At 64.1% G+C, this 21,815-nt stretch carries 21 protein-coding genes; 5 read left to right on the forward strand and 16 right to left on the reverse strand.

Annotated features, from left to right (window positions below; all coding sequences use genetic code 11):
- Positions 1–3: 3 nt before the first annotated feature.
- The 11 genes from pcaF to LAC81_RS28020 all read right to left on the reverse strand — a co-directional run bounded on the left by pcaF (position 4) and on the right by LAC81_RS28020 (position 11,944).
- A complete protein-coding gene (pcaF, locus tag LAC81_RS27970) occupies positions 4–1,206 on the reverse strand; it encodes a 3-oxoadipyl-CoA thiolase (protein ID WP_223727947.1) in 1,203 nt (400 codons plus the stop codon).
- Between the two features lie 5 nt (positions 1,207–1,211).
- Positions 1,212–3,182, reverse strand: a complete 1,971-nt coding sequence (locus tag LAC81_RS27975) for a 3-hydroxyacyl-CoA dehydrogenase NAD-binding domain-containing protein (RefSeq protein WP_223727948.1) — start codon at positions 3,180–3,182, stop codon at positions 1,212–1,214.
- Positions 3,183–3,192: 10 nt separating this feature from the next.
- Complete coding sequence (locus LAC81_RS27980) at positions 3,193–3,588, reverse strand: RidA family protein (RefSeq protein WP_223727949.1); 396 nt, start codon at positions 3,586–3,588, stop codon at positions 3,193–3,195.
- The gene (locus tag LAC81_RS27985; protein ID WP_223727950.1) at positions 3,566–3,994 is read right to left on the reverse strand and encodes an acyl-CoA thioesterase; all 429 of its coding nucleotides are present in this window, start codon (positions 3,992–3,994) and stop codon (positions 3,566–3,568) included. Before LAC81_RS27985 ends, LAC81_RS27980 begins: the two co-directional genes overlap by 23 nt.
- Before the next feature lie 12 nt (positions 3,995–4,006).
- Positions 4,007–5,194, reverse strand: coding sequence for an acyl-CoA dehydrogenase (locus tag LAC81_RS27990; RefSeq protein ID WP_223727951.1), 1,188 nt, complete (start codon positions 5,192–5,194; stop codon positions 4,007–4,009).
- A 16-nt stretch (positions 5,195–5,210) separates the two neighbouring features.
- The gene (locus LAC81_RS27995) at positions 5,211–6,407 is read right to left on the reverse strand and encodes an acyl-CoA dehydrogenase family protein (protein ID WP_223727952.1); all 1,197 of its coding nucleotides are present in this window, start codon (positions 6,405–6,407) and stop codon (positions 5,211–5,213) included.
- Between the two features lie 2 nt (positions 6,408–6,409).
- Entirely contained in the window at positions 6,410–7,252 is an 843-nt protein-coding gene (locus tag LAC81_RS28000; RefSeq protein ID WP_223727953.1) for an enoyl-CoA hydratase family protein, read from the reverse strand.
- 2 nt (positions 7,253–7,254) lie between these two features.
- A complete protein-coding gene (locus tag LAC81_RS28005; protein ID WP_223727954.1) occupies positions 7,255–8,028 on the reverse strand; it encodes an SDR family NAD(P)-dependent oxidoreductase in 774 nt (257 codons plus the stop codon).
- Positions 8,025–10,346, reverse strand: a complete 2,322-nt coding sequence (locus LAC81_RS28010) for a bifunctional salicylyl-CoA 5-hydroxylase/oxidoreductase (RefSeq protein WP_223727955.1) — start codon at positions 10,344–10,346, stop codon at positions 8,025–8,027. The genes LAC81_RS28005 and LAC81_RS28010 overlap by 4 nt, the downstream gene beginning before the upstream one ends.
- Positions 10,347–10,556: 210 nt before the next feature.
- Positions 10,557–11,081, reverse strand: coding sequence for a MarR family winged helix-turn-helix transcriptional regulator (locus tag LAC81_RS28015; protein ID WP_223727956.1), 525 nt, complete (start codon positions 11,079–11,081; stop codon positions 10,557–10,559).
- Positions 11,082–11,182: 101 nt separating this feature from the next.
- Positions 11,183–11,944: a GntR family transcriptional regulator gene (locus LAC81_RS28020; protein ID WP_223727957.1), complete on the reverse strand. Its 762-nt coding sequence runs from the start codon at positions 11,942–11,944 to the stop codon at positions 11,183–11,185.
- A 161-nt stretch (positions 11,945–12,105) separates the two neighbouring features.
- On the opposite strand from LAC81_RS28020, the gene LAC81_RS28025 reads away from it, so the two are divergent.
- The 5 genes from LAC81_RS28025 (at position 12,106) to LAC81_RS28045 (ending at position 17,242) form a co-directional block, all read left to right on the forward strand.
- Positions 12,106–13,095 (forward strand): ABC transporter substrate-binding protein, encoded by a 990-nt coding sequence (locus LAC81_RS28025; RefSeq protein WP_223727958.1) that lies wholly within the window; start codon positions 12,106–12,108, stop codon positions 13,093–13,095.
- A gap of 64 nt (positions 13,096–13,159) precedes the next feature.
- A complete protein-coding gene (locus LAC81_RS28030) occupies positions 13,160–13,939 on the forward strand; it encodes an ABC transporter ATP-binding protein (RefSeq protein ID WP_223727959.1) in 780 nt (259 codons plus the stop codon).
- A gap of 5 nt (positions 13,940–13,944) precedes the next feature.
- Entirely contained in the window at positions 13,945–14,868 is a 924-nt protein-coding gene (locus tag LAC81_RS28035) for an ABC transporter permease (RefSeq protein ID WP_223727960.1), read from the forward strand.
- A gap of 15 nt (positions 14,869–14,883) precedes the next feature.
- Complete coding sequence (gene kynU, locus LAC81_RS28040) at positions 14,884–16,131, forward strand: kynureninase (protein WP_223727961.1); 1,248 nt, start codon at positions 14,884–14,886, stop codon at positions 16,129–16,131.
- A 142-nt stretch (positions 16,132–16,273) separates the two neighbouring features.
- Positions 16,274–17,242, forward strand: coding sequence for a threonine ammonia-lyase (locus tag LAC81_RS28045; RefSeq protein ID WP_223727962.1), 969 nt, complete (start codon positions 16,274–16,276; stop codon positions 17,240–17,242).
- A 9-nt stretch (positions 17,243–17,251) separates the two neighbouring features.
- Here LAC81_RS28045 and LAC81_RS28050 read toward each other — a convergent pair whose 3' ends face one another.
- From LAC81_RS28050 to LAC81_RS28070, 5 genes are all read right to left on the reverse strand, one after another.
- A complete protein-coding gene (locus LAC81_RS28050; protein ID WP_223727963.1) occupies positions 17,252–17,938 on the reverse strand; it encodes an ABC transporter ATP-binding protein in 687 nt (228 codons plus the stop codon).
- Entirely contained in the window at positions 17,935–18,684 is a 750-nt protein-coding gene (locus LAC81_RS28055; RefSeq protein ID WP_223727964.1) for an ABC transporter ATP-binding protein, read from the reverse strand. Before LAC81_RS28055 ends, LAC81_RS28050 begins: the two co-directional genes overlap by 4 nt.
- A complete protein-coding gene (locus LAC81_RS28060; protein WP_223727965.1) occupies positions 18,677–19,648 on the reverse strand; it encodes a branched-chain amino acid ABC transporter permease in 972 nt (323 codons plus the stop codon). The genes LAC81_RS28055 and LAC81_RS28060 overlap by 8 nt, the downstream gene beginning before the upstream one ends.
- A gap of 7 nt (positions 19,649–19,655) precedes the next feature.
- Positions 19,656–20,576: a branched-chain amino acid ABC transporter permease gene (locus LAC81_RS28065; protein WP_223727966.1), complete on the reverse strand. Its 921-nt coding sequence runs from the start codon at positions 20,574–20,576 to the stop codon at positions 19,656–19,658.
- Between the two features lie 94 nt (positions 20,577–20,670).
- Positions 20,671–21,810 carry an ABC transporter substrate-binding protein gene (locus LAC81_RS28070; RefSeq protein ID WP_223727967.1) on the reverse strand — a complete coding sequence of 380 codons (1,140 nt, stop codon included), beginning with the start codon at positions 21,808–21,810 and terminating at the stop codon, positions 20,671–20,673.
- Positions 21,811–21,815 lie beyond the last annotated feature (5 nt).

The following is a 21,815-nucleotide window of genomic DNA, read 5'->3' on the forward strand; positions in this document are numbered from 1 at the left end:
GCGTCACGGCCGCGCGAGCAGCATGGAGATGCCCTGTCCGACGCCGATGCACATGGTGGCGATCGCACGCCTCGCGCCCTGCGCTTCGAGCTCCAATGCGGCGGTCAACGCAAGGCGCGCACCGGACATGCCGAGCGGATGGCCAAGCGCGATGGCGCCGCCGTTCGGATTGACATGAGGCGCATCGTCGGCAAGGCCGAGCTGCCGCATGCAGGCGAGCGCCTGCGCCGCAAAGGCCTCGTTCAACTCGACGATATCGATGTCGCCGATGCCGAGACCAAGGCGCTCCAGCAGCTTCCGCGTGGAAAAGACGGGGCCGATGCCCATGATGCGCGGTGCGACACCCGCCGTTGCCATGCCGTCGACCCGGGCCAAGGGCTGAAGTCCGTAGCGGCGGACTGCGCCGGCCGAGGCGAGAATGAGCGCGGCGGCACCGTCGTTGACGCCGGAAGCATTGCCGGCGGTCACCGTGCCATTGGCGCGGAATGGCGTCGGCAGGCTGCCGAGCTTTTCGATCGTCGTCTCGCGCGGATGTTCGTCGTGTTCGACAAGGGGCGTTTCACCCTTGCGTCCCTTGATCGCATAGGGGGCGATCTCGCGGGCGAAACGTCCGCTCTTTTGCGCTGCCGCTGCGCGCGCCTGGCTGCGCAGCGCAAAGCCGTCCTGGTCTTCGCGCGAGATGGAAAACTCGGCGGCGACGTTTTCGGCGGTCTCCGGCATCGAGTCGATGCCGTATTGGTGTTTCATGACCGGGTTGACGAAGCGCCACCCGATCGTCGTGTCGTGGATCTCGGTGCTGCGCTGGAAGGGGCCCTCCGCCTTCGGCATGACGAAGGGTGCGCGCGACATGCTCTCGACGCCGCCGGCAACCATGATTTCGGTTTCGCCCAGCCGGATCGCTCGGGCGGCATAACCGACCGCGTCCAGACCGGAACCACAGAGGCGGTTGATTGTCGTTCCGGCGACCGTCTCCGGTAGCCCGGCGAGCAAGGCGGCCATGCGGGCGACGTTGCGATTGTCCTCGCCCGCCTGGTTGGCGCAGCCAAGCACGACCTCGTCGATCGCCTCGGCCGGAACGGATGCGACACGCGCCAGCGCCTCGCGGATCACATGCGCTGCGAGATCATCTGGGCGGGCACTCGACAGCGCACCGCCGTAGCGGCCGATGGGCGTGCGCACGCCGCCGACGATGTAGGCTTCAGCCATGAGATTTATCCTTTGCTTTGCCCGACGGCGAACATCGGCCCGCCCTTGTGCGCGGGAAATCCGTAGCCGTTGATCATCACGAGATCGATGTCGCCGGGACGTGCCGCGATGCCTTCTGCCAAGAGTGCCCTGCCTTCATCGTCCATGGCGCTCAGCAGGCGGTTCATGATCTCTCCTGTCGCGAAGGCGCGCGGCGTGATGCCCTTGGCTGCGCGCGCCGCCTCGATCACCGCCGTGACGTCGGGATCGACTGTCCGCTGCCCATCGGGATAGGCGTACCAGCCGCGGCCACTCTTGCGGCCGAGACGGCCGGCCTCGCAGAGCCTGTCGGCGATTTCGACATAGCGTGTGGCAGGATCGCGGGTTGCTGCCTGTCGCTTGCGTCGTGCCCAGGCGATCTCGAGCCCGGCCATGTCGTTGACGGCGAAGATGCCCATCGGAAAACCATAGGCCTCGAGCGCGGCGTCGATCTCCTGCGGGAGTGCCCCATCCTCCAACATGAACTCCGCCTCGCGGCGATAGGCCGAGAAGATACGGTTGCCGATGAAGCCTTCGGCGACGCCGGTTACGACCGGCAGCTTGCCGAGGCGTTTGACGAAGGCAAGCGCACTCGCCAGTACATCCGGCGCCGTCTCGGCACAATCGACGACTTCGACGAGCCGCATGACATTGGCGGGCGAGAAGAAATGCAGGCCTACCACTCGCGACGGATCGGCCGTGGCCGCCGCGATCGTGTCGGGATCGAGATAGCTGGTGTTGGTCGCGAGAATGGCGCCGCGGGCGACGATGCCGTCGAGCTTCTGAAACAGCTCCTTCTTGACCGTGAGGTCGTCGAACACCGCTTCGATGACGAGGTCAGCTTCCGCGAGCTCCGCGGCGTCCGCAGTCGTCTGCAGCCGCGCGAGGCAATCGTCCCGTCCATCAGCAGGCAACCGACCGGCGCGCACGGTCTTGTCGAGCGTCTCGGCGATGCGCACCCGTCCGCCGGCGGCGGCTTCTTCCGTCTGTTCCAACGCAACCACGCGGTAGCCGGAGGTCAGGGCGGAGACGGCGATGCCGGACCCCATCAACCCGGTGCCGACCACGCCGACGGTCACGATCGGCCGAGGCGAAACCTTGTCGAGCTCCTCGACCTTGCCGGCGGCGCGCTCGGCAAAGAACACATGCCTGAGGGCTGCCGACTCCGTGGAATCGCGAAGCCTCAGGAAGGTCGCGCGTTCCTCAGCCAGTCCCTGCCTTAGATCGAGTTCGCCGGCAGCCTTGACGAGGCGGATTGCCTCGGCGGGGGCAGCCTGGCCGCGGGCCTTCGCCAGAACCTTCGCTTCCGCCGCGCCGATGGCTTCGCCGTCCGCCGGCGGAACCACGATCATGCCGGTCCGACGAAGCGGCTTGCGGGCCTGTTTCTGCACGAAAGCCAGCGCGGCGGCGACGGGATCGGCGGCAACGCTGTCGGCAAGGCCAAGCGCCATAGCTTCGGCGGCCTTGACGGCAAGCCCGGATCCGATGAGATCGATCGCTGCGACCATGCCGATCAGGCGGGGCAGGCGCTGCGTGCCGCCGGCGCCCGGGACAAGGCCGAGCTTTACTTCCGGCAGGCCGAACGACGCCTTTTCGCCGGCAATGCGGCCGTGGCAGGCAAGCGCTACCTCGCAGCCGCCGCCAAGGGCGGCGCCGTTGACGGCCGAGGCAACCGGCTTGTTGAAGGCCTCGATGCGCTCGATCACTTCGGGAAGCACCGGTTCGACGGGCGGCTTGCCGAACTCCCTGATATCCGCGCCGCCGATGAAGGTGTTGCCGGCACCGGTGATGACGAGACCCGCAATCGCCGGGTGCTCGGCAACATGATCGAGCGCCGCCGTCAGGCCGGACCGGACATGCGCGGAGAGCGCATTGACGGGCGGGTTGTCGATGGTAGCGACGAGAACGCCATCCTGAAGTCGGGCGGACACACTCTCGGAAAATCGGATCTCGGCCATGCTGCCAACCTCAATCGGGGACGACGGCGGTGGCCTGGATCTCGATCTTGGCGCGGTCCTCGACGAGCGACACCACCTGCATCGCCGCCATCGCCGGGAAATGCCGGCCGATGGTCTCGCGATAGGCCTGGCCGATGCCGCGCAGATTGCCGACATATTCCTGCTTGTCGGTGAAGTACCAGGTCATGGTGGTGATGTGCTGCGGTTCGGCGCCGCCGGCCGCAAGCACCGCGACCACGTTCTTCAGCGTCTGGCGCACCTGTTCGACGAAATCGTCGGTCTCGAACTCGGACTGCGCATTCCAGCCAATCTGGCCGCCGACGAAGACGGTGCGGCCCTTGGCCGAAACGCCGTTGGCATAGCCGATGGGCTTAGCCCAGCCTTCAGGTTGCAGGATGGTGTGCATCGGTCGTCTCCAGATGTTGGGTCAGCGCGGCGCGGATATCATCCGGCCAGGCAAAAGAAGCGTGATTGTCGAGTGAAGTGGCAACGACGCGATGCTTCGCGGTCCAGAGCACGGTGTCTCTCGCGGAGACCGAATGCTCCATGTCGAGCGACGAGCGGCCGATGCCGAGCACCGCCAGCGCGAAATCCAGTTCGTCGCCCTGAAAACCCGGACGAGAGAAGGTGAGGTCGAGGCGCACCGTCGGCACGCCGATCCGACGCTCGTCGTTCATGGCTTTCCAGGGAAAGCCGAGCGACGCAAAGAAGTCCTCCGTCACCCCGACGAGAATGTTGAGGTAGGACGGGAAATAGGCGATCCCCGAGGGATCGCAGTCTCCGAAGCGCAGCGGTCTCCTGGTCCTGAACATTCGTGTCGGACCTCAGTTCGCAAAGGCGGCAATGCCGGTGATGGCACGGCCGAGGATCAGCGCATGGATGTCGTGCGTGCCCTCATAAGTGTTGACCACCTCGAGATTGACGAGGTGGCGGGCGATCGGAAATTCGTCCGAAATGCCGTTGCCGCCGAGCATGTCGCGGGCGGTTCGGGCGATCTCCAGCGCCTTGCCACAGGAATTGCGCTTGAGGATCGAGGTCAGTTCGACCGGCGGATTGCCTTCATCCTTCATGCGTCCGAGGCGCAGGCAGCCCTGCAGGCCAAGGGCGATCTCGGTTGCCATGTCCGCGAGCTTCTTCTGGATCAGCTGGTTGGCGGCAAGCGGCCGGCCGAACTGCTTGCGGTCGATCACGTATTGCCGCGCCGTCTCATAGCAGGACTCCGCTGCACCTAGCGCGCCCCAGGCGATGCCGAAGCGCGCGGAGTTGAGGCAGGTGAAGGGGCCCTTCAGTCCGGTCACCTCAGGCAGCATGTTCTCGCTCGGAACGAATACCTCGTCCATGACGATCTGGCCGGTGATCGAGGCGCGAAGTCCCACTTTGCCGTGGATCGCCGGCGCGCTCAGACCCTTCCATCCCTTTTCGAGAATGAAGCCGCGGATCAGACCATCCGACGTCTTCGCCCAGACGACGAAGACGTCGGCGATCGGCGCGTTGGAAATCCAGGTCTTCGAGCCGGAGAGCAGATAACCGCCATCGACCTTGGCGGCCTTCGTGATCATCGAACCCGGGTCAGAGCCGTGGTCGGGTTCGGTCAGGCCGAAGCAGCCGATCTTGGTGCCGGCAATCAGTCCCGGCAGGTATTTGCGCTTCTGCGCTTCGCTGCCGAAAGTATAGATCGGCACGATGACGAGCGAAGACTGCACGCTCATCATCGAGCGGTAGCCGCTGTCGATGCGTTCGACCTCACGGGCGATCAGGCCGTAGGAAACGTAGTTGAGGCCGGCGCCGCCGTATTCCTCCGACACCATTGGGCCGAGCAGGCCAAGCTCGCCCATCTCGGCGAAGATCGATGGATCGGTCTTTTCGTGGCGGAAGGCCTCCTGCACGCGGGGCGCCAGCCGGTCCTCGGCATAACCTTGAGCGGTGTGCCGCACCATGCGCTCTTCTTCGGTCAACTGCGCATCCAGGTTGAACGGATCCTGCCAGTCGAATGACGCCTTAGAACCATGCATGTTCGACACCCCCTCGTTATCGCCCCGCGCGCTTCATCAGCTCGCGGCCGATGATGAGCTTTTGAACCTCGGTCGCGCCCTCGTAGATTCTGAGCGCGCGGATCTCGCGATAGAGCCGCTCGATGATCTCGCCGACGCGCACGCCGCGGCCGCCGAAGAGCTGCAGCGCCTGGTCGATGACCCATTGTGCGTTCTCGGTCGCGGTCATCTTGGCCATCGCCGCTTCGCGCGTCGTTGGTCGTTTCTGCACATCGCGCTGCCAGGCGGTGCGGCAGGTCAAGAGTGCTGCCGCGTCGACAGCCGTCGCCATCTCGCCAAGCGTGCTTTGTGCCGTCGGAAGATCGCCAAGGGTCGCGCCGAACATCTTGCGGTTCTTCGCATGCGATATCGCCTCGTCGAGCGCGCGGCGGGCAAAGCCGATCGCGGCGGCAGCCACGGACGGGCGGAAAATGTCGAGGGTGCGCATGGCGATCTTGAAACCTTCGCCAGACGCGCCCAGAAGCTGCGACGCCGGGATGCGGCAATTGTCGAAACGAAGGCGGGCGAGCGGATGCGGCGCAATCGTCTCGATGCGCTCAGCGATGGCAAAACCCGGCGTATCGGCAAAGACCACGAAGGCGGAAATGCCGCGCGTGCCCGGCGCCTCGCCTGTGCGGGCAAAGACGGTGTAGACGTCGGCGATGCCGCCGTTCGAAATCCAGGTCTTTTCGCCGTCGAGTACGAAGTGATCGCCGTCGCGGCGTGCTGCGCACGCCATCGCCGCGACATCCGAGCCGGCCTCGGGTTCAGACAGCGCAAAGGCGGAGATCCATTCGCCGCGGGCGACCTTGGGCAGGATGGCCTGTTTCAACGCCTCCGACCCTGAAAGGTTGATCGCGCCCGTCCCGAGGCCCTGCATGGCGAAGGCAAAGTCGGCAAGTCCGTCTGTGTAAGCGAGCGTTTCGCGGATGAGGCAGAGCGATCGGCTGTCGATCTCTTCGCTAACACCGCCGAACGTCTTCGGCACGCAATGGCGAAGCACGCCCGTAGCGCCGAGCGCTGCGACCAGCTTCCTGCAGGCCGCATCGACATCGGCGTGATCGATTTCCCCGAGGCCGCCACGGGCCACGAAGGCGTCTAGTTCCGCAGCGAGCGCACGGTGGCTGTCATCGTAGAACGGCCAGTCGAGATGGTCGCGGGTCGGTGCGCCTATGGCGGTATCAGGGGAACCCATGCTCAGTTCCCCTTGAATTCCGGCTTCGCCTTGGCGGCAAAGGCCTCGAAGGCGCGGCGGAAGTCGCCGGTCGCCATGCAGATCGCCTGCGCCTGAGCTTCCGATTCGATCAGCTGGTCGATGCCCATCGCCCATTCCTGGTCGAGCATCTTCTTGGTCATTGCATGGGCAAACCAAGGGCCGTCGGCGATATTGCGCGCAAACTTCTGGGCTTCAGCCAGCAGCGTCGGACGCTCGTGCAGGGCGTTATAGAAGCCCCAGGCACTGCCTTCCGTCGCGGTCATGACGCGGCCGGTGAAGAGCAGTTCGGCGGCGCGGCCCTGGCCGATGATGCGGGGAAGAATGCCGCAGGCGCCCATGTCGGCGCCGGCCAGCCCGACGCGGGTAAAGAGAAAGGCCGTCTTCGCCTCGGGCGTAGCCACGCGGAAGTCCGACGCCATGGCCAGAATGGCACCAGCGCCGGCGCAGATGCCGTCGACCGCTGCCATGACCGGCTGCGGGCAGGCGCGGATCTGGCGGACCAGTTCACCGGTCATACGGGTGAAATCGAGAAGATCGGGCATCGACATGCGCGTCAGCGGCTCGATGATCTCGAAGACGTCGCCGCCCGAGGAGAAATTGTCGGCCGCACCAGTCAGCACCACGGCACGCACGTCGCTGGCGCGGGCAAGCGAGCGGAAGAGATAGCATAGCTCCTCGTAGCTTTCGAAGGTCAGCGGGTTCTTCTTTTCCGGACGGTTGAGGGTGATCGTGGCGACGCGTCCGTCGGCATCCGTTTCGAACAGGAAGTGCTTGGCCTTGTGGTCTTTGAAGGCGCGCTTCTTGGCCTGCATCGGGTTTGTCATCTCTATCCTCCGAGAACTTCGCCGCCGGCGACAGCGATCGACTGACCAGTGATTGCAGTCGCCTTTTCCGACACGAGCCAGGAGACCGTGTGGGCGACTTCTTCCGGCGTCACCAGGCGTCCCTGTGGGTTGGAGCGAGCAAGGCTGGCACGTGCTTCCTCGCGCGAGCGGCCGGTCTTTTCGCTGATCGTATCGAGCGCGCCGTCGATCAGCGGCGTGTCGGTGAAGCCGGGGCAGACGGCATTGACGGTGACGTCGCTGCGGGCAAACTCAAGCGCCAGCGCGCGCGTCAAGCCGATAACGCCGTGCTTCGATGCACAATAGGCCGAAACATAGGCGTAGCCGGTCAGGCCCGCGGTGCTCGCAACGTTGACGATCCGGCCGTTGCCGGCCCGCCGCACGGAGGCAAGCGCTGCCTGCGTCACCAGATAGACGCCGGTGAGGTTGATGGAAAGCACCCGCTGCCAAAGCGCGAAGTCGGTCTTTTCGAACGGCGCCGAGGGCGCTTCGCCTGCGCAATTGACGAGAACGGCGATGTCTCCGGCTTCAGCGATTGCGGCCGCGATGCCTTGCTCGACGGCGTCCGGGTTAGTCACGTCGAAGCCGTTGCGGACAAAGGCTTGTCCGCCGGCCGCAAGGATTTTGTCCCGCACCGCTTCAAGCGGTGCTGCGCGCCGACCGGCGAGGCTGACCACATGGCCGTCGGCTGCGAGCCTAAGGGCGATCGCCTTGCCGATGCCGCTGCCGGCGCCCGTGACGAGGGCGTGCCTGCTCATGGCTTGCCTGCCGTCGTTGCAGCGCGCGCCAGGTTGTTCACGTACTGCGCGCGGGCGGAGTGATACTGTTTCGGCCAGGGCTCACCGTCATAACCGATCTTTGCCGCCTCGTGCATCACGAAGGATGGGTCGGCCAGATGCGGGCGGGCAATCGCGCAGAGATCGGCGCGGCCGGCGGCAATGATCGAATTGGCGTGGTCGGCCTCGGAAATCGCCCCGACAGCGATGGTCGGAACCTGGATCTCGTTGCGGATCTTGTCGGAAAACGGCGTCTGGAACAGGCGGCCATAGACCGGCTTTTCTTCCTTCACCACCTGGCCGGACGAGCAGTCGATCATGTCGGCGCCGGCCTCCTTGAACAGGCGGGCGAAAATTGCCGCATCCTCGGGCGTGTTGCCGCCCTCGTGCCAGTCATGGGTCGAGAGACGAACCGACATCGGCCGGTCCTCGGGCCAGACTTTGCGCACCGCGTGGAACACTTCGAGCGGGAAGCGGGCGCGGACGGCGTGATCGCCGCCATAGTCGTCGGTGCGCAGATTGGTGAGCGGCGACAGGAAGCTCGACAGCAGGTAGCCGTGCGCGACGTGCAGTTCGAGGATATCGAAGCCGAGGTCGCGCGCCCGCTCGGTGGCACGCACGAAATCGGCGATGACCCGGTCCATATCCTGGCGCGTCATTTCACGCGGTGTATCCGAATGCTTGAGGTAGGGCAGGGCGGACGCGGAGATGAGCGGCCAGCCGCCTTCGGCCAAGGGCTGATCGATCCCCTCCCAGGCGACCTTCGTCGCACCCTTGCGGCCGGCATGGCCGAGCTGGATGCCGATCTTGGCGGGGGTCTGCTGGTGCACGAAGTCGACTATGCGCTTGAAGGCGTGGGCCTGCTCGTCGTTCCAGAGCCCCAGGCATCCGGGCGTGATGCGGGCGTCGGCGGACACGCAGGTCATTTCCGGGAAGACGAGGGCCGCGCCGCCCATGGCGCGCGCGCCGAGATGGACGAGATGAAAATCGTTGGGCACGCCGTCGGTCGCCGAATACATCGCCATCGGCGAAACGACGATGCGGTTCTTCAGTGTCAGGCCGCGAAGCTTGAACGGCGTAAACATCGGCGGCGGAACCGCCCCGTTCGCCGCCGGCTCGACACCGGCGCGTTCGGCAAACCAGCGCTCGAAACCTTCGAGCCAGTCCTTGTCGCGCAGGCGAAGGTTTTCGTGGCTGATGCGCTGCGAGCGGGTCAGCATCGAATACATGAACTGCTCGGGCTCCAGCGTATCGGCATAACGCGTGCCGACCACTTCGAACCATTCCATGGCATTGCGGGCCGCGTTCTGGATGCGGGCGACATCGACCCGGCGCACCTCTTCGTAAGCCGAGAGCACCGCGGGAATGTTCGCCTTGTCGTGGCCGAGAATGTCGAACTGGCGGGTGAGCTCGATCGCATCATCGATCGCAAGCTTGGTGCCCGAGCCGATCGCGAAATGGGCGGTGTGGGCGCTGTCTCCCATCAGCACGACATGGCTGCGGCCATTGAAATGGCTCCACTTTTCACAGATCAGCCGGCCGAAGTTCAGCCAGGCGGAGCCGCGCAGGTGCCGCGCATTGGTCATCAGCTTGTGGCCGTCGAGCGTGCCGGCGAAGAGTTTCTCGCAGAACGCGATCGACTGGTCCTGGTCCATCTTGTCGAGGCCATGGGCGCGGAAGACGTCGTCGGTGGTTTCGACGATGAAGGTCGAGGTGTTCTCGTCGAAGCGGTAGATATGTGCCTGGAACCAGCCATGTTCGGTGCGCTGGAAATCGAAGGTGAAGGCGTCGAACTTCTTGTCCGTGCCGAGCCAGACATAGCGGTTCGGCCGGACGACCATGTCCGGCTTGAAGACGCCGGCGTATTTGTTGCGGATGCGCGAATTGACGCCATCGGAGGCGATGATCAGATCGGCGTCGGCGAACTGCTCGTCGCTCTCGACGTCCTGCTCGAACAGCAGTTCGGCACCGAGTTGGAGGCAGCGTTCCTGGAGGATGTTGAGCATCTTCTTGCGGCCGATGCCGACAAAGCCGTGGCCAGTCGTGCGGATCTTGCGGCCCTTGAAGACCAGCTCGATATCGTCCCAATGGTTGAAGGAAACCTCGATCGCCTCGGCCGTCTCCGGATCCCACTGGCGCATCGATTGCATGGTCGCGTCGGAGAAGACGACGCCCCAGCCGAAGGTGTCGAAGGCGCGGTTCCGCTCGACCACGGTAACGTGGTGCTCCGGGTGCTGGCGCTTCATCAGCAGCGCAAAATAGAGGCCCGCAGGCCCGCCACCGATACAGACGATCCGCATATGGTTCTCCTCCCGAGTTCCCGCTGCGCGTGTCGCCGTCGAGATGCCGTTGGCGTCATCCCAGACTGCTGGAAATAAGGTGGACTCGTTCCGGAGAAATTTCAAGCTTAAAATTGTTTTGGCCAGATGCGACGCGTATATGCGCGGTCAAAGGACGGCGCGCGGGCGTCGCGCCCTTTCAGATCCTGGCAAGAGGGGAAGGGGTGGGCTTCAGGAATTGCGCGCCAGTGCGGCGATGATCGAGCGCTTGAGTTTGGCCAGTTCATCCATCAGCACGCCACCGTCCTGCGCCGAAACGCCGGCGAAGAGGTCGGAGATCCAGTCGGCATGCGTTGCCGCCATCTTCTCGAATTCGGCGCGGCCAAAGGGCGTCAGCGCGATGACCTGCACGCGCCGATCCGTCGGAAGTGTCGTGCGGCTGATGTGGCCGCTCTCGGTCAGGCGCTCCACCAGAACCGTGATGTTGCCGGGCGAAACCATCATGCGCTTCGAGACTTCGCCGAGCACCATGCCGTCAGGAGCGCGCTCGAGCTGGGCCATCAGGTCGAAGCGCGGCAGGGTCGAATCGTATTCCTCCCGGAGCCGGCGCCGGATCTCGCTCTCTACCAGGGTCGAACAGGTCAGCAGGCGCAGCCATAGCCTGAGCTCGGCACGGTGATCGCCCGGCGCTTCGAGCGCCTTGGTCTCGCCATCCACCCAATCCGGCGAAGTATCGAACTTGTCTTCACCCATCATTGCAAACGTCCGCTTCCTATCCTGCGCCAAAATGGCAGGCACTTCCCTGTCTCTTTGCTTTTAGAGAGGTTTCCGGCTCTTGGACAGGCTGTCACGCGCCGTCATTTGGCCGCATGCCGCGGCGATGCCGGTGCGATACGGCCGCCATCTTCGGACTGGTCGTAGACATTGACGGTAAAGCCGATGTGGTCGGTCATCAGCTTGCGCGCGCGCTCGATGTCGCGGTCGAGTGCGGCCTCCATCAGTTCCGTATGATGTTCGATCGCCATTGCGTCCTCAAGGGCGGCGACCGCTTCCTCGTAGCCCTCGCTCATCCCGGCGGCAGCACGCAATGTGGGCGCGAGACTGAGGAAACGGTGGTGGCGGCGGAGCTGGTCGGAGATCGTCGCCTGGAAGCGGGAAAGCCAGCTCGATCTTGCCGCGCCGATCAGGGCTGTGTGAAAGGCGGCGTGTTTCTCGTCCCACTCGTCGATCTCGCTTTCGGTGACGTTTTCGACGGCGATCTTGCACCGGGACAAACGATAGTGGGCGGTGACGACGGCCGACTCCCAGGCGCTGTCGCCATTTTCGATCGACTCGATCAGCAGCGGAATTTCGACGACCTGTCGCGCCTTGGTGAGGTCGTCAAGCGCGTCGCGTGAAACCGGGGCGACAGCAAAGCCGCGGTTGCTGATCGCCGTGACCAGTCCTTCTGCCTCCAGCCGCGACAGCGCCTCGCGGAGCGGCGTCCACCCGATGCCATAGCTTTCACGCAGCGCGCTCAGCTTCATCGGCGCACCGGGCTGGAGCCGCGTCGCTAGGATGTCGCGACGGAGCAGCCGGTAGGCCGATTCGGTTTTGGTCGACTGTTCGTGGTCTTGCATCAAGTTCCCTTAACGCCCGCGTCGGATCGACACAAATATATATAGTTCTGCGATGAAGATGAAAATATATATATTTGTTTGACAAGAACTCCGACCCTCGCCATCATCCCCGCACGCCGCCGAGGAGGGCGGTAACGCTCGTCAAATTCTGGGAGGGATGTATGAGCATGCTTAAGAGCACTTGGCTTTCGGGATTGGTCGTCGCCGGCGCGATGGCATGGGGACTGGGCGTGGCTGCCGCCGATCCGATCCGCATCGGCATCGCCAATTTCGGCGAACATCCGCAATTGAACGCGTCGATCGCCGGTTTCAAGAAGGCGCTGGCCGAAAACGGCTTCGTCGAAGGTAAGGATGTCGTCTACACCGAGAGCCATACCAATTTCGACGCCTCGCTCGTTCCGCAGATGATCGCCAAGTTGCAGGCCGAACAGCCGAAGCTGGTCTACACGATCACCACGCCCGTCTCGCAGATCGCCAAGAAGGCGCTCGCCGGCTCCGGCATTCCGGTGGTCTTCTCCGCCGTCACCGATCCGGTGGCTGCCAAGCTCGTTCCGTCCTGGGAGGCGGGCGACGACGGCATGACCGGTGCGACCGACCTTCAGGACGTGGCCGCCGTCATGGCCTTCACGCACAAGCTGCTGCCGAACGCGAAGCGCTTTGGCGTGCCCTATAATCCGGGTGAGGCGAACGATCAGGCCCTGCTCGACAAGATCAAGGAAGCAGCGCCTGACGCAGGCTTCGAGGTCGTGGAGGTCGGCGTCGACAACGTCAACGACATCCAGCAGCGCATCGCCTCCTTCGCCGGCAAGGCCGACGTGATCTACACGCCCGCATCCAACCTGCTGCAGCCGGCGATCGGCGCCGTTTCTGCAGCCGCGCGCCAGGCACAGATCCCGATCGTCAACTCCGACGACGGTGCAGTGCGCGACGGCGTCGTGCCGGCAAGCTTTGCCGTCAACTACGAGCAGGTCGGCGTCAATGCCGGCAAGATCGCCGCCCAGATCCTCAAAGGTGCAGACCCGAAGACCATCGCTCCGTCGCGCCCGGCCTATGAAGATCACGCACCGCTGATCTCGAAGAAGGCTGCGGCCGCCTTCGGCATCGAAGTGCCGGCAGCGCTCGCGACCGAATGCAACTGCGTCGTCGACTGATTTCCAGTTGGTCTCAACAGTAACGGCGCCAAGGGCGCCGTTACTCCATGGTTAGGGGGAGCCAATGCTGGAAATCAGATCGGCCCGCAAAGTCTTCTACAAGGGGCAGGCGGACGAAAAGGTCGCGCTAGACGGCCTCAATCTCAGCCTTGCCACGGGCGAATTCGGCGTCGTCATCGGTTCGAATGGCGCCGGCAAGAGCAGCATGCTCAACGCCATCTCGGGGGCATTGGTGCTCGATAGCGGCCAGATCGTCATCAATAGCGACGATGTGACCGCGACGCCCGTGCACAAGCGCGCGATGCGGCTTGCCCGCGTCTTCCAGGACCCGATGCGCGGCACCGCCGCCAGCATGACGGTGGCGGAAAACATGTTGCTTGCCGAATTGCGTAGCAACAAGCGCACCTTGCGGCGCGGGTTGAATGCTACACGGCTCGCCACCTACAGGGAACGTCTGTCGCTGCTCGGGCTCGGCCTCGAAAACCGCCTCGATACGCGGGTGGAACTGCTCTCCGGCGGCCAGCGGCAATCGCTGTCCCTGATCATGGCGGTTGGCGGCGAGCCGGAACTGCTACTGCTCGACGAACACACCGCAGCGCTTGACCCGCGCACGGCCGATATCGTCATGCAGGCGACGATCCGCGCGGTCGAAGCCTTGAAGCTGACGACGCTGATGGTGACGCACAACATGCAGCACGCCGTGGATTTCGGCCACAAGGTCATCATGCTCGACGCCGGGCGCGTGCGCCTCGAGATCGATGGCAAGGAAAAGGCGCAGACGACCGTGCCGGATCTGATCGGCCACTTCTCCGTCAAAACCGACCGCATGTTCCTGGCGAGCTGACGATCATGGATATTCTTCAAAATACCTTCGCGAGCTTCGTCTCGCTCGTTCCCGTCACGCTCGCGCAGAGCCTGATCCTCGCCTTCGTCGTGCTCGGGATCATGATCCCGTTCCGCATGCTGAGCTTTCCGGACCTGACCAGCGAAGGCGCGTTCCCGCTCGGCGGCTGCGTCTGCGGCGTGCTGATGGCGGCCGGCATGTCGCCGCTTGCAGCGATTGCCATCGCGCTTCTCGCCGGATTCGTTGCCGGCTGCTGCACGGCCTTCATCCACCTGCGGTTCCGGATCCACACGCTGCTCGCCGGTATCCTGATGATGACGATGCTCTATTCGATCAACCTCAGGATCATGGGCCGCTCGAACCTCTCCGTTTTCGGTGCGCCGACGGTGTTCGACTGGGCGCCGGGGCTGCAGCCGGGCTTTCCGGCCAGCAAGATCGTGGTTGCCGGGCTGATTGCTCTCATCGTCTTCTTCCTACTCTATCACTTCTTCCGGACGGAGAAGGGTACGGCCGTCCGCGCCGTCGGCGCGAACCCTGATATGGCCGAAGCTCAAGGGATCAACGTCTGGATGGCGACGATCGGCGGCGTCGGGCTTGCGGGCGCGTTTTCGGCGGCAGGCGGCGCGCTGATGGTGCAGTCGCAGGGTTTTGCCGACGTCAACATGGGCCTCGGCATCCTGATCAATGGTCTTGCGGCCTTGATGATCGGTGAAGCGATCGTCGGCAAACAGAGCGTGGCGCGTCAGCTCGCCGCGCCGTTCGTTGGTGCGATCGTCTACTACCAGCTCGTCTCCTTCTGCTTGGCCGCCGGCATGCCGCCGCCGGACCTGAAACTTGCGACCGGCCTGTTCGTTCTCGCCATGCTGGCTCTTCCGAGCCTCAAGCGAAGCCGCGGACCTGCGCCCGCCCGCGAAACCGTTCGCGAATAAATGAGGACCACCTTCATGAATGCAGTTCCTGATCTTGCCGCGATAAAGGCCATGGATGCGGCCGATGTGCTGAGCCCCATGCGCGAGCGTTTCATCCTGCCGCCGGGTCTTATCTATCTCGACGGCAACTCGCTCGGCGTTGCCTCGACCGCCGCCTTCGACGAGCTTCGCAAGGCCGCCACCGAGGAATGGGGGCAGGACCTCATCCGCAGCTGGAATACGGCCGGCTGGTTCGAGATGCCGCTGACCCTTGGCGACCGGGTCGGGCGGCTGATCGGGGCGGCCGCCGGCCAGACCGTCGTCTGCGACACCACGTCGATCAACATCTACAAGGCTCTCCATGCGGCCATGGCACTGCGGCCCGATCGGTCGGTGATCGTCAGCGAAAGCGGCAGTTTCCCGACCGATCTCTATATGGCCGAAGGCGTGGTCTCGACGCGTCCGGGCACCTCACTCAGGCTCGAAGGTGTCGATGCGCCCGAGATCGAGGATCTGATCGATGGCAGCGTCGCCGTCGTTCTCGTCAACCACGTCAACTACAAGTCCGGCGAACTGCGCGACATGGCGGCGCTGACCCGCAAGGCGCACCAACATGGCGCACTGGTCATCTGGGACCTCTGCCATACGGCCGGCGCCCTGCCGGTTGATCTCGACGGTGCTAACGTCGATTTCGCCGTCGGCTGCACCTACAAGTACCTGAACGGTGGCCCCGGAGCCCCCGCCTTCATCTACGCCGCGACTCGTCACCACGGCGATATCCGCCAGCCGCTCACCGGCTGGTGGGGCCACGCCCGCCCCTTCGCCTTCGAAAAGCACTATGCTGCCGGTGAGGGCATCCGCCGTTTCCTCTGCGGAACACAGCCGATCCTGTCGCTGCGGGCACTAAAGGGCGCGCTCGACGTCTGGGACGAGGTCGACATGAAGACGCTGCGTGAGAAGAGCATCGGCCTCACGGACCTCTTCATCGCGCTCGTCGAGGCGAAATGCAGTGCTTATGGGCTGGCGCTCGAAAGCCCCCGCGACGGCGTCAGGCGCGGAAGCCAGGTGTCGTTCCGTCACTCGCACGCTTACGAAATCATGCAGGCGCTGATTGCCCGTGGCGTCATCGGTGATTTCCGCGCACCGACGACGATGCGCTTCGGCTTCACGCCGCTCTATGTGAGCTATGCCGACGTCTGGCAGGCGGTCGAAATCCTGGAAGACATCCTCAAGACCGGTGCATGGCAGGATGCGCGCTTCGCGGTCCGTGCGGCCGTGACCTGATTGATGGCACCGAAGAGCAGCGGGCGGTATTTCGCCCGTTGCCTCCTGTTCAGACACATACTGAGGCTGCCGCCCCGCAGCGGGCTTGTTCAGAGCCACTGTGCCTAGAGGCGAGAGGACGGCTAAACGGGGGATTTAAGCAATGATCGCGCCACACCGCCCGACCCCGGACGAAATCGCCGATGCTCGTAAACGCATCGCGCCGCATTTCGCGCGCACGCCGCTGGTCAGGCTCGATCTTGGGTTTCCGGACCGTCAGATCTTCCTGAAACTGGAGACGCTATCTCCAATTGGCGCGTTCAAGCTCCGTCCCGCCTTGAACGCCGTGCTGTCGCGCGATCCGGCCGAACTCGAAAGCGGCGTGGCGGTCACCAGCTCCGGCAACATGGCCTATGGCATGGCCTGGGCCGCGCGCCTCATCGGTGTGCCGATGGTTGCCTACATGTATCGCGGCGCACCCCAGACCAAGATCGACGGTGTGCGTGCGCTCGGCGGAGAAGTACGGTTCGTCAGTGCCGAGACCTGGTGGGACTACATCACTGGCGCCGATCATCCGGATGCGCCGGAACTGTTGATCAATCCGGTGACCGATCAGGCGGTGCTGGCCGGCAACGGTTCCATCGGCACGGAGATCATCGACGATGTGCCCGATGTCGACGTCGTGCTTACTCCCTATGGCGGCGGCAGCATGACCACCGGGGTGGCCAGCGTTATCAAGGCCGCTTCTGACCGCTGCCGTGTCTTTGCCGTCGAAGATGACAGCGCCGCCCCGGTTTCAGCAGCCCTTGCCGCTGGCCAAATCGTCACGATCGAAACCCGTCCCTCCTTCATCAAGAGCATCGGCGCGCCATCGCTGGTGCCGCAGATCTGGCCGGTGGTCCGGGACCTGATCGATGGGGCGATTGCGGTCAGCCCGGGGCAGGTGACCGAAGCGATGCGGCTCCTCTTCAAGAAGGCGAAGATCGTTGCCGAGGGCGCGGGTGCTGCCTCGCTTGCCGCCGCAATCGCGCGACCGGATCTCAAGGGAAACATCGTCTGCGTGGTCTCGGGCGGCAACATCGACGCGGCTGCCTATTCCACTGTGCTCGGCGGTGGCATTCCCTCAGCCTGAGCGATAGCCTCAAACGCCAAGATAACGGTCCTGAAGCTCTGGCGTCAGCGCCGTTGGAGAGCCCTCAAAGACTGTCGCGCCCTTTTCCAAGACGAAGCAGCGGTCGGCAACGGGCAGCAACTCCGAGAGCGTCTTGTCTACGACAAGAATCGACTGTCCCGCTGCCTTGAGCGTGCGGATCGCCGACCAGATGTCCTGGCGAATGACCGGCGCCAGCCCTTCCGTTGCCTCGTCGAGAATGAGCAGGCTGGGATTGGTCATCAAGGCCCGGCCGATCGCCAGCATCTGCTGCTCGCCGCCCGAAAGGGTGTTGGCATACTGATCGCGCCGCTCGCCGAGGCGAGGGAACAGCGCGGTCACTTTCTCGAAAGTCCATTCGTTGCCGCGTGCGGTGGCAATGAGGTTCTCCATGACGGTGAGATTGGGAAAGCAGCGCCGTCCTTCAGGAACGAGACCGAGGCCGAGCCTCGCAATCCGGTGCGGGCGCAGGCCGGAGATGGTCTTGCCAGCAAAGGAGATGGCGCCTGAACGCGGGCGCACGAGCCCGAGGATCGAGTTGATCGTCGTGGTCTTGCCCATGCCGTTGCGGCCCATGAGCGCGACGACCTCGCCCTCGCGCACATCGAGGTTGACGCCGAAGAGCGCTTGGGATGCGCCGTAGAAGGTTTCGAGACCCTTGAGTTCGAGCAGGCTCACGCGGCTTCTCCCAGATAGGCCCGGCGCACATCTGGATCGCTGCGGATTTCATCGACCGTGCCTGAGGCGATGATGCGGCCGTAGACCAGCACGGAGATGCGATCCGCCAGCGCAAAGACCGCATCCATGTCGTGCTCCACCAAGAGCATTGGAGCTTCGTGACGCAGCCCATCAAGGAACGAAGTCAGCCGCTTGGAGCCCTCCGGTCCCATGCCAGCCATGGGCTCGTCGAACAGAAAGACTTTCGGCGACAGCGCCAGTGCGATGGCGATTTCGAGTTGCCGGCGTTCGCCGTGTGAGAGTTCGGCCGCCGGCACATGGGCACGCGCAGCGAGATCGACGCGCTCCAGCATCGCCATGGCCGGTTCGGTCAGTTCCTTGTCGTTGCTGACCTGGCGAAAGAAGTGGAAGCTGCTGCCGTGGCGCGCCTGCACCGCCAGCATGACGTTGCGAAGGGCCGAGAATTCCTGCGCCAGCGAGGAGATCTGGAAGCTGCGGGCGAGGCCGAGCCGGGCTCGGGCGGCCATGTCGAGGCCGCCGATATCCTCTCCACGAAAGCGGATGGTGCCGCTATCGGCTTTCAGCGATCCGGCGATCTGGTGGATCAGCGTGCTTTTTCCGGCGCCATTCGGGCCGATCAGCGCATGGATCTGCCCGGGGCGAAGATCGAGGCTGACGCCGTCGGTCGCCTTCAGCGCGCCAAAGGATTTTCTGAGGTCGCGGATTTCGAGGACGGGCTCAGACATGGCGCGGCTTTCCGGAGAGGAGACCCAGCAGCCCGCCGCGGGCAAAGAGCACGATGCCAAGCAGGATGAGGCCGAGGAAGAACTGCCAGCGCTCGGTGATGCCGCCGAGCACATATTCGAAGAAGACGAAGATCATCGCGCCGGCGACGGGACCGAACAGGCGGCCCTTGCCGCCGAGGATGATCAGCACGATCAGTTCGCCCGACATGTGCCAGGAGAGCATCGAGGGGCCGACGAAACGGTTGAGGTCCGCATAGAGCGCGCCGGCAAATCCGGTGATCATCGCCGAGACGGCAAAGGCGACGAGGCGGATGTTGAAAGGTGCGATGCCGACTGCGGCAAGGCGTGTGCCGTTCTGTCTCGCCGCCTGCAGGGCGCTGCCGAAGCGTGAACCCTCTACCACGTGAAAGAGAAGCAGCGTCGCCATCAGTGCCGCGTAGCAGATCAGGAAATAGGGCAGGGGCTTGGCCGTGTTGACGCCGGGAAAGGCGTTGCGCATCGACATCGACAGGCCGTCCTCGCCACCATAGGCCGGCCAGGAGATCGCGAAGTAATAGATCATCTGCGCAAAGGCGAGCGTGATCATGATGAAGTAGACGCCCGATGTGCGCAGGCTGATCGCACCGATCGGCAACGCGATGAGGCCGGCGACTGCGACGGCGGCGACCCAGATCAGCGGCATCGATGTCGTCGCCGGAATGCCGGCAAAGAGCGGCTCGGCATTGAAGGCGTGCGTGGCGAGAATGCCGGACACATAACCGCCGAGGCCGAAGAAGGCCGCATGTCCGAAGGAAAGCAGCCCGCCGAGCCCGAGCGCCATATTGAGGCCGACGGCGGCAAGCGCCAGCACGACGATGCGGGTTGCGAGCGTCACGTAGAAGGGTTCGCCCAAGCTTACGGCCAGCATCGGCGCACCGAGAAGCACAAGGGCGAGCAGCAGGTTGATTGTGGTTTCGCGGTTCATCTCGACCTCACGACTGCGCCGCAAACAGGCCGCTTGGCCTGAAAGCGAGAATGAGGGCCATGACGACGTAGATCAGCATTGAGGCGAGCGCCGCACCGATGGTGGTCGCCTGCGACGCGGGCATGGTCAATGCGAGCAAGGAAGGAAGCAGGAAGCGGCCCATGGTGTCGACGACGCCGACGATCACTGCGCCGACGAGCGCGCCCTTGATCGAGCCGATGCCGCCGATGACGATGACGACAAAGGCGAGGATGAGCACCGGCTCACCCATGCCTACCTGTACGGATTGCAGCGCACCGACCAGCGCGCCGGCCAAGCCCGCAAGCGCGGCTCCCAGCGCAAAGACGACCGTATAGAGCGTGCCGATGTCGATACCGAGCGCTCCGATCATCTCGCGATCGGACTCGCCCGCTCGGATGCGCATGCCGAGCCGGGTACGGGAGATCAGGAGATAGAGGCCGATCGCAACGGCAATGCCGACGCCGATGATCGCCAGGCGGTAGAGCTGGTACTGGCCGCCGCCCGGCAGCGGCACCGCACCCTGCAGTATGGGTGGTATGTCGAGATAAAGCGGGAACGAGCCGAAGAGCCAGCGCGCGCCTTCCGACAGGATCAGGATCAGCGCGAAGGTCGCGAGCACCTGATCGAGATGATCGCGGTCATAGAGCCTGCGGATGACGGCGACCTCGATGATCGCGCCGACACCGGCGGCGGCCGCAAGGCTGGCGATGAGGCCGATCCAGAAGGAGCCGGTGGCGGCTGCGACCGTTGCGCAGGCGAAGGCGCCGATCATGTAGAGTGAGCCGTGCGCCAGGTTTATGAGGCCCATGACCCCGAAAATCAGAGTCAGGCCGGCGGCCATCAGAAACAGCATCACACCGAGCTGGAGCCCGTTGAGCAGTTGTTCGATCAGGAGTGCGGTGAACAAGAGACCGGTCCAAGCTTGATGTCAGAAGGACATGGATCATCGACCGGATGGCGGCATCAGGGCCGCGCACCCGGGCAACGACAGGTGCAGGGCACTACATGCTGCACTTCTCGGCGTAGGCGTCCTTATGGTCTTCGAAGGCGGTGGCGATGATCTTGTTGGTGAGCACGCCGTCGGCTTCCTTGACCACCTCGCGCACGTAGATGTTCTGGATCGGGTGGTTGTTGTTGTTGAAGACGAACTTGCCGCGTACCGACTGGAAGTCTGCTGCCTTAAGTGCTGCGCGGAAGGCGTCCTTGTCTTTGACGCTTGCCTTGGAAAGGGCGGCGAGGATCAGGTTTGCCGTATCCCAGCTCTGCGCCGCGTAGATCGACGGCAGGCGCTTGTATTCGGTCCTGAAGGCTTCGACGAACTTCTTGTTGGCCTCGTTGTCGAGGTCCTTCGACCAGGTCGCCGAGTTCTTGACGCCAAGGGCTGCATCACCGATCGCCGGCAGGACGTCCTGGCTGAAGGAGAAGCCGGGGCCCATGACCGGGATGTTGACGCCCGACTGCGCATATTGCTTCATGAAGGCGATGCCCATGCCGCCGGGCAGGAAGAAATAGACCGTGTCGGCGCCCGAGGCGCGGATCTGGGCGATTTCGGCGGCATAGTCCGTCTGGCCGACCTGCGTGTAGATCTCGCCGGCAAGCGCACCCTTGTAGTAGCGCTTGAAACCGGTCAGCGCGTCCTTGCCGGCCGGATAGTTGGGCGCCAGGATGAAGGCGTTCTTGTAGTCCTTGTTGGCGTATTGCCCCATCGCCTCATGGAAATTGTCGTTCTGGTAGGCGACGTTGAAATAGTTCGGATTGCAGTTCGCACCGGCAAGTGCCGAGGGACCGGCGTTGGGCGAGAGATAGATTACGTCCTGCGCGACCGTGTTTGGCACGACGGCCATTGCGAGGTTCGACCAGATGATGCCCGTCATCAGGTCGACCTTGTCGCCCTGGATCATCTTCTCGGCGATCTGTACCGCAAGTTCCGGCTTCTGGGCATCGTCCTCGATCACCAGTTCCACGTCCTTGTTGCCCGACTGCTTGATCGCCAGCGTGAAGGCGTCGCGCATGTCGATGCCCAGGCCGGCACCGCCGCCCGAAAGCGTGGTGATGACGCCGATCTTCACCGGCTCGGCATGGGCAAGGCTCGATGTCGCAAGCGAAAGGCCAAGAAGGCTCGCGGCCAGAATGCGGTTCATGCTGT

Source organism: Ensifer adhaerens (assembly GCF_020035535.1).
GTDB lineage: Bacteria > Pseudomonadota > Alphaproteobacteria > Rhizobiales > Rhizobiaceae > Ensifer.

Coding starts and splice junctions, on each gene's coding strand:
- LAC81_RS28020 (WP_223727957.1), bottom strand. CDS start 11,944: ATGCAAGACCACGAACAGTCGACCAAAACCGAATCGGCCTACCGGCTG.
- kynU (WP_223727961.1), top strand. CDS start 14,884: ATGAATGCAGTTCCTGATCTTGCCGCGATAAAGGCCATGGATGCGGCC.
- LAC81_RS28025 (WP_223727958.1), top strand. CDS start 12,106: ATGAGCATGCTTAAGAGCACTTGGCTTTCGGGATTGGTCGTCGCCGGC.
- LAC81_RS28030 (WP_223727959.1), top strand. CDS start 13,160: ATGCTGGAAATCAGATCGGCCCGCAAAGTCTTCTACAAGGGGCAGGCG.
- pcaF (WP_223727947.1), bottom strand. CDS start 1,206: ATGGCTGAAGCCTACATCGTCGGCGGCGTGCGCACGCCCATCGGCCGC.
- LAC81_RS28010 (WP_223727955.1), bottom strand. CDS start 10,346: ATGCGGATCGTCTGTATCGGTGGCGGGCCTGCGGGCCTCTATTTTGCG.
- LAC81_RS27995 (WP_223727952.1), bottom strand. CDS start 6,407: ATGGGTTCCCCTGATACCGCCATAGGCGCACCGACCCGCGACCATCTC.
- LAC81_RS28045 (WP_223727962.1), top strand. CDS start 16,274: ATGATCGCGCCACACCGCCCGACCCCGGACGAAATCGCCGATGCTCGT.
- LAC81_RS28060 (WP_223727965.1), bottom strand. CDS start 19,648: ATGAACCGCGAAACCACAATCAACCTGCTGCTCGCCCTTGTGCTTCTC.
- LAC81_RS27985 (WP_223727950.1), bottom strand. CDS start 3,994: ATGTTCAGGACCAGGAGACCGCTGCGCTTCGGAGACTGCGATCCCTCG.
- LAC81_RS27990 (WP_223727951.1), bottom strand. CDS start 5,194: ATGCATGGTTCTAAGGCGTCATTCGACTGGCAGGATCCGTTCAACCTG.
- LAC81_RS28055 (WP_223727964.1), bottom strand. CDS start 18,684: ATGTCTGAGCCCGTCCTCGAAATCCGCGACCTCAGAAAATCCTTTGGC.
- LAC81_RS27980 (WP_223727949.1), bottom strand. CDS start 3,588: ATGCACACCATCCTGCAACCTGAAGGCTGGGCTAAGCCCATCGGCTAT.
- LAC81_RS28035 (WP_223727960.1), top strand. CDS start 13,945: ATGGATATTCTTCAAAATACCTTCGCGAGCTTCGTCTCGCTCGTTCCC.
- LAC81_RS28005 (WP_223727954.1), bottom strand. CDS start 8,028: ATGAGCAGGCACGCCCTCGTCACGGGCGCCGGCAGCGGCATCGGCAAG.
- LAC81_RS27975 (WP_223727948.1), bottom strand. CDS start 3,182: ATGGCCGAGATCCGATTTTCCGAGAGTGTGTCCGCCCGACTTCAGGAT.
- LAC81_RS28000 (WP_223727953.1), bottom strand. CDS start 7,252: ATGACAAACCCGATGCAGGCCAAGAAGCGCGCCTTCAAAGACCACAAG.
- LAC81_RS28070 (WP_223727967.1), bottom strand. CDS start 21,810: ATGAACCGCATTCTGGCCGCGAGCCTTCTTGGCCTTTCGCTTGCGACA.
- LAC81_RS28015 (WP_223727956.1), bottom strand. CDS start 11,081: ATGATGGGTGAAGACAAGTTCGATACTTCGCCGGATTGGGTGGATGGC.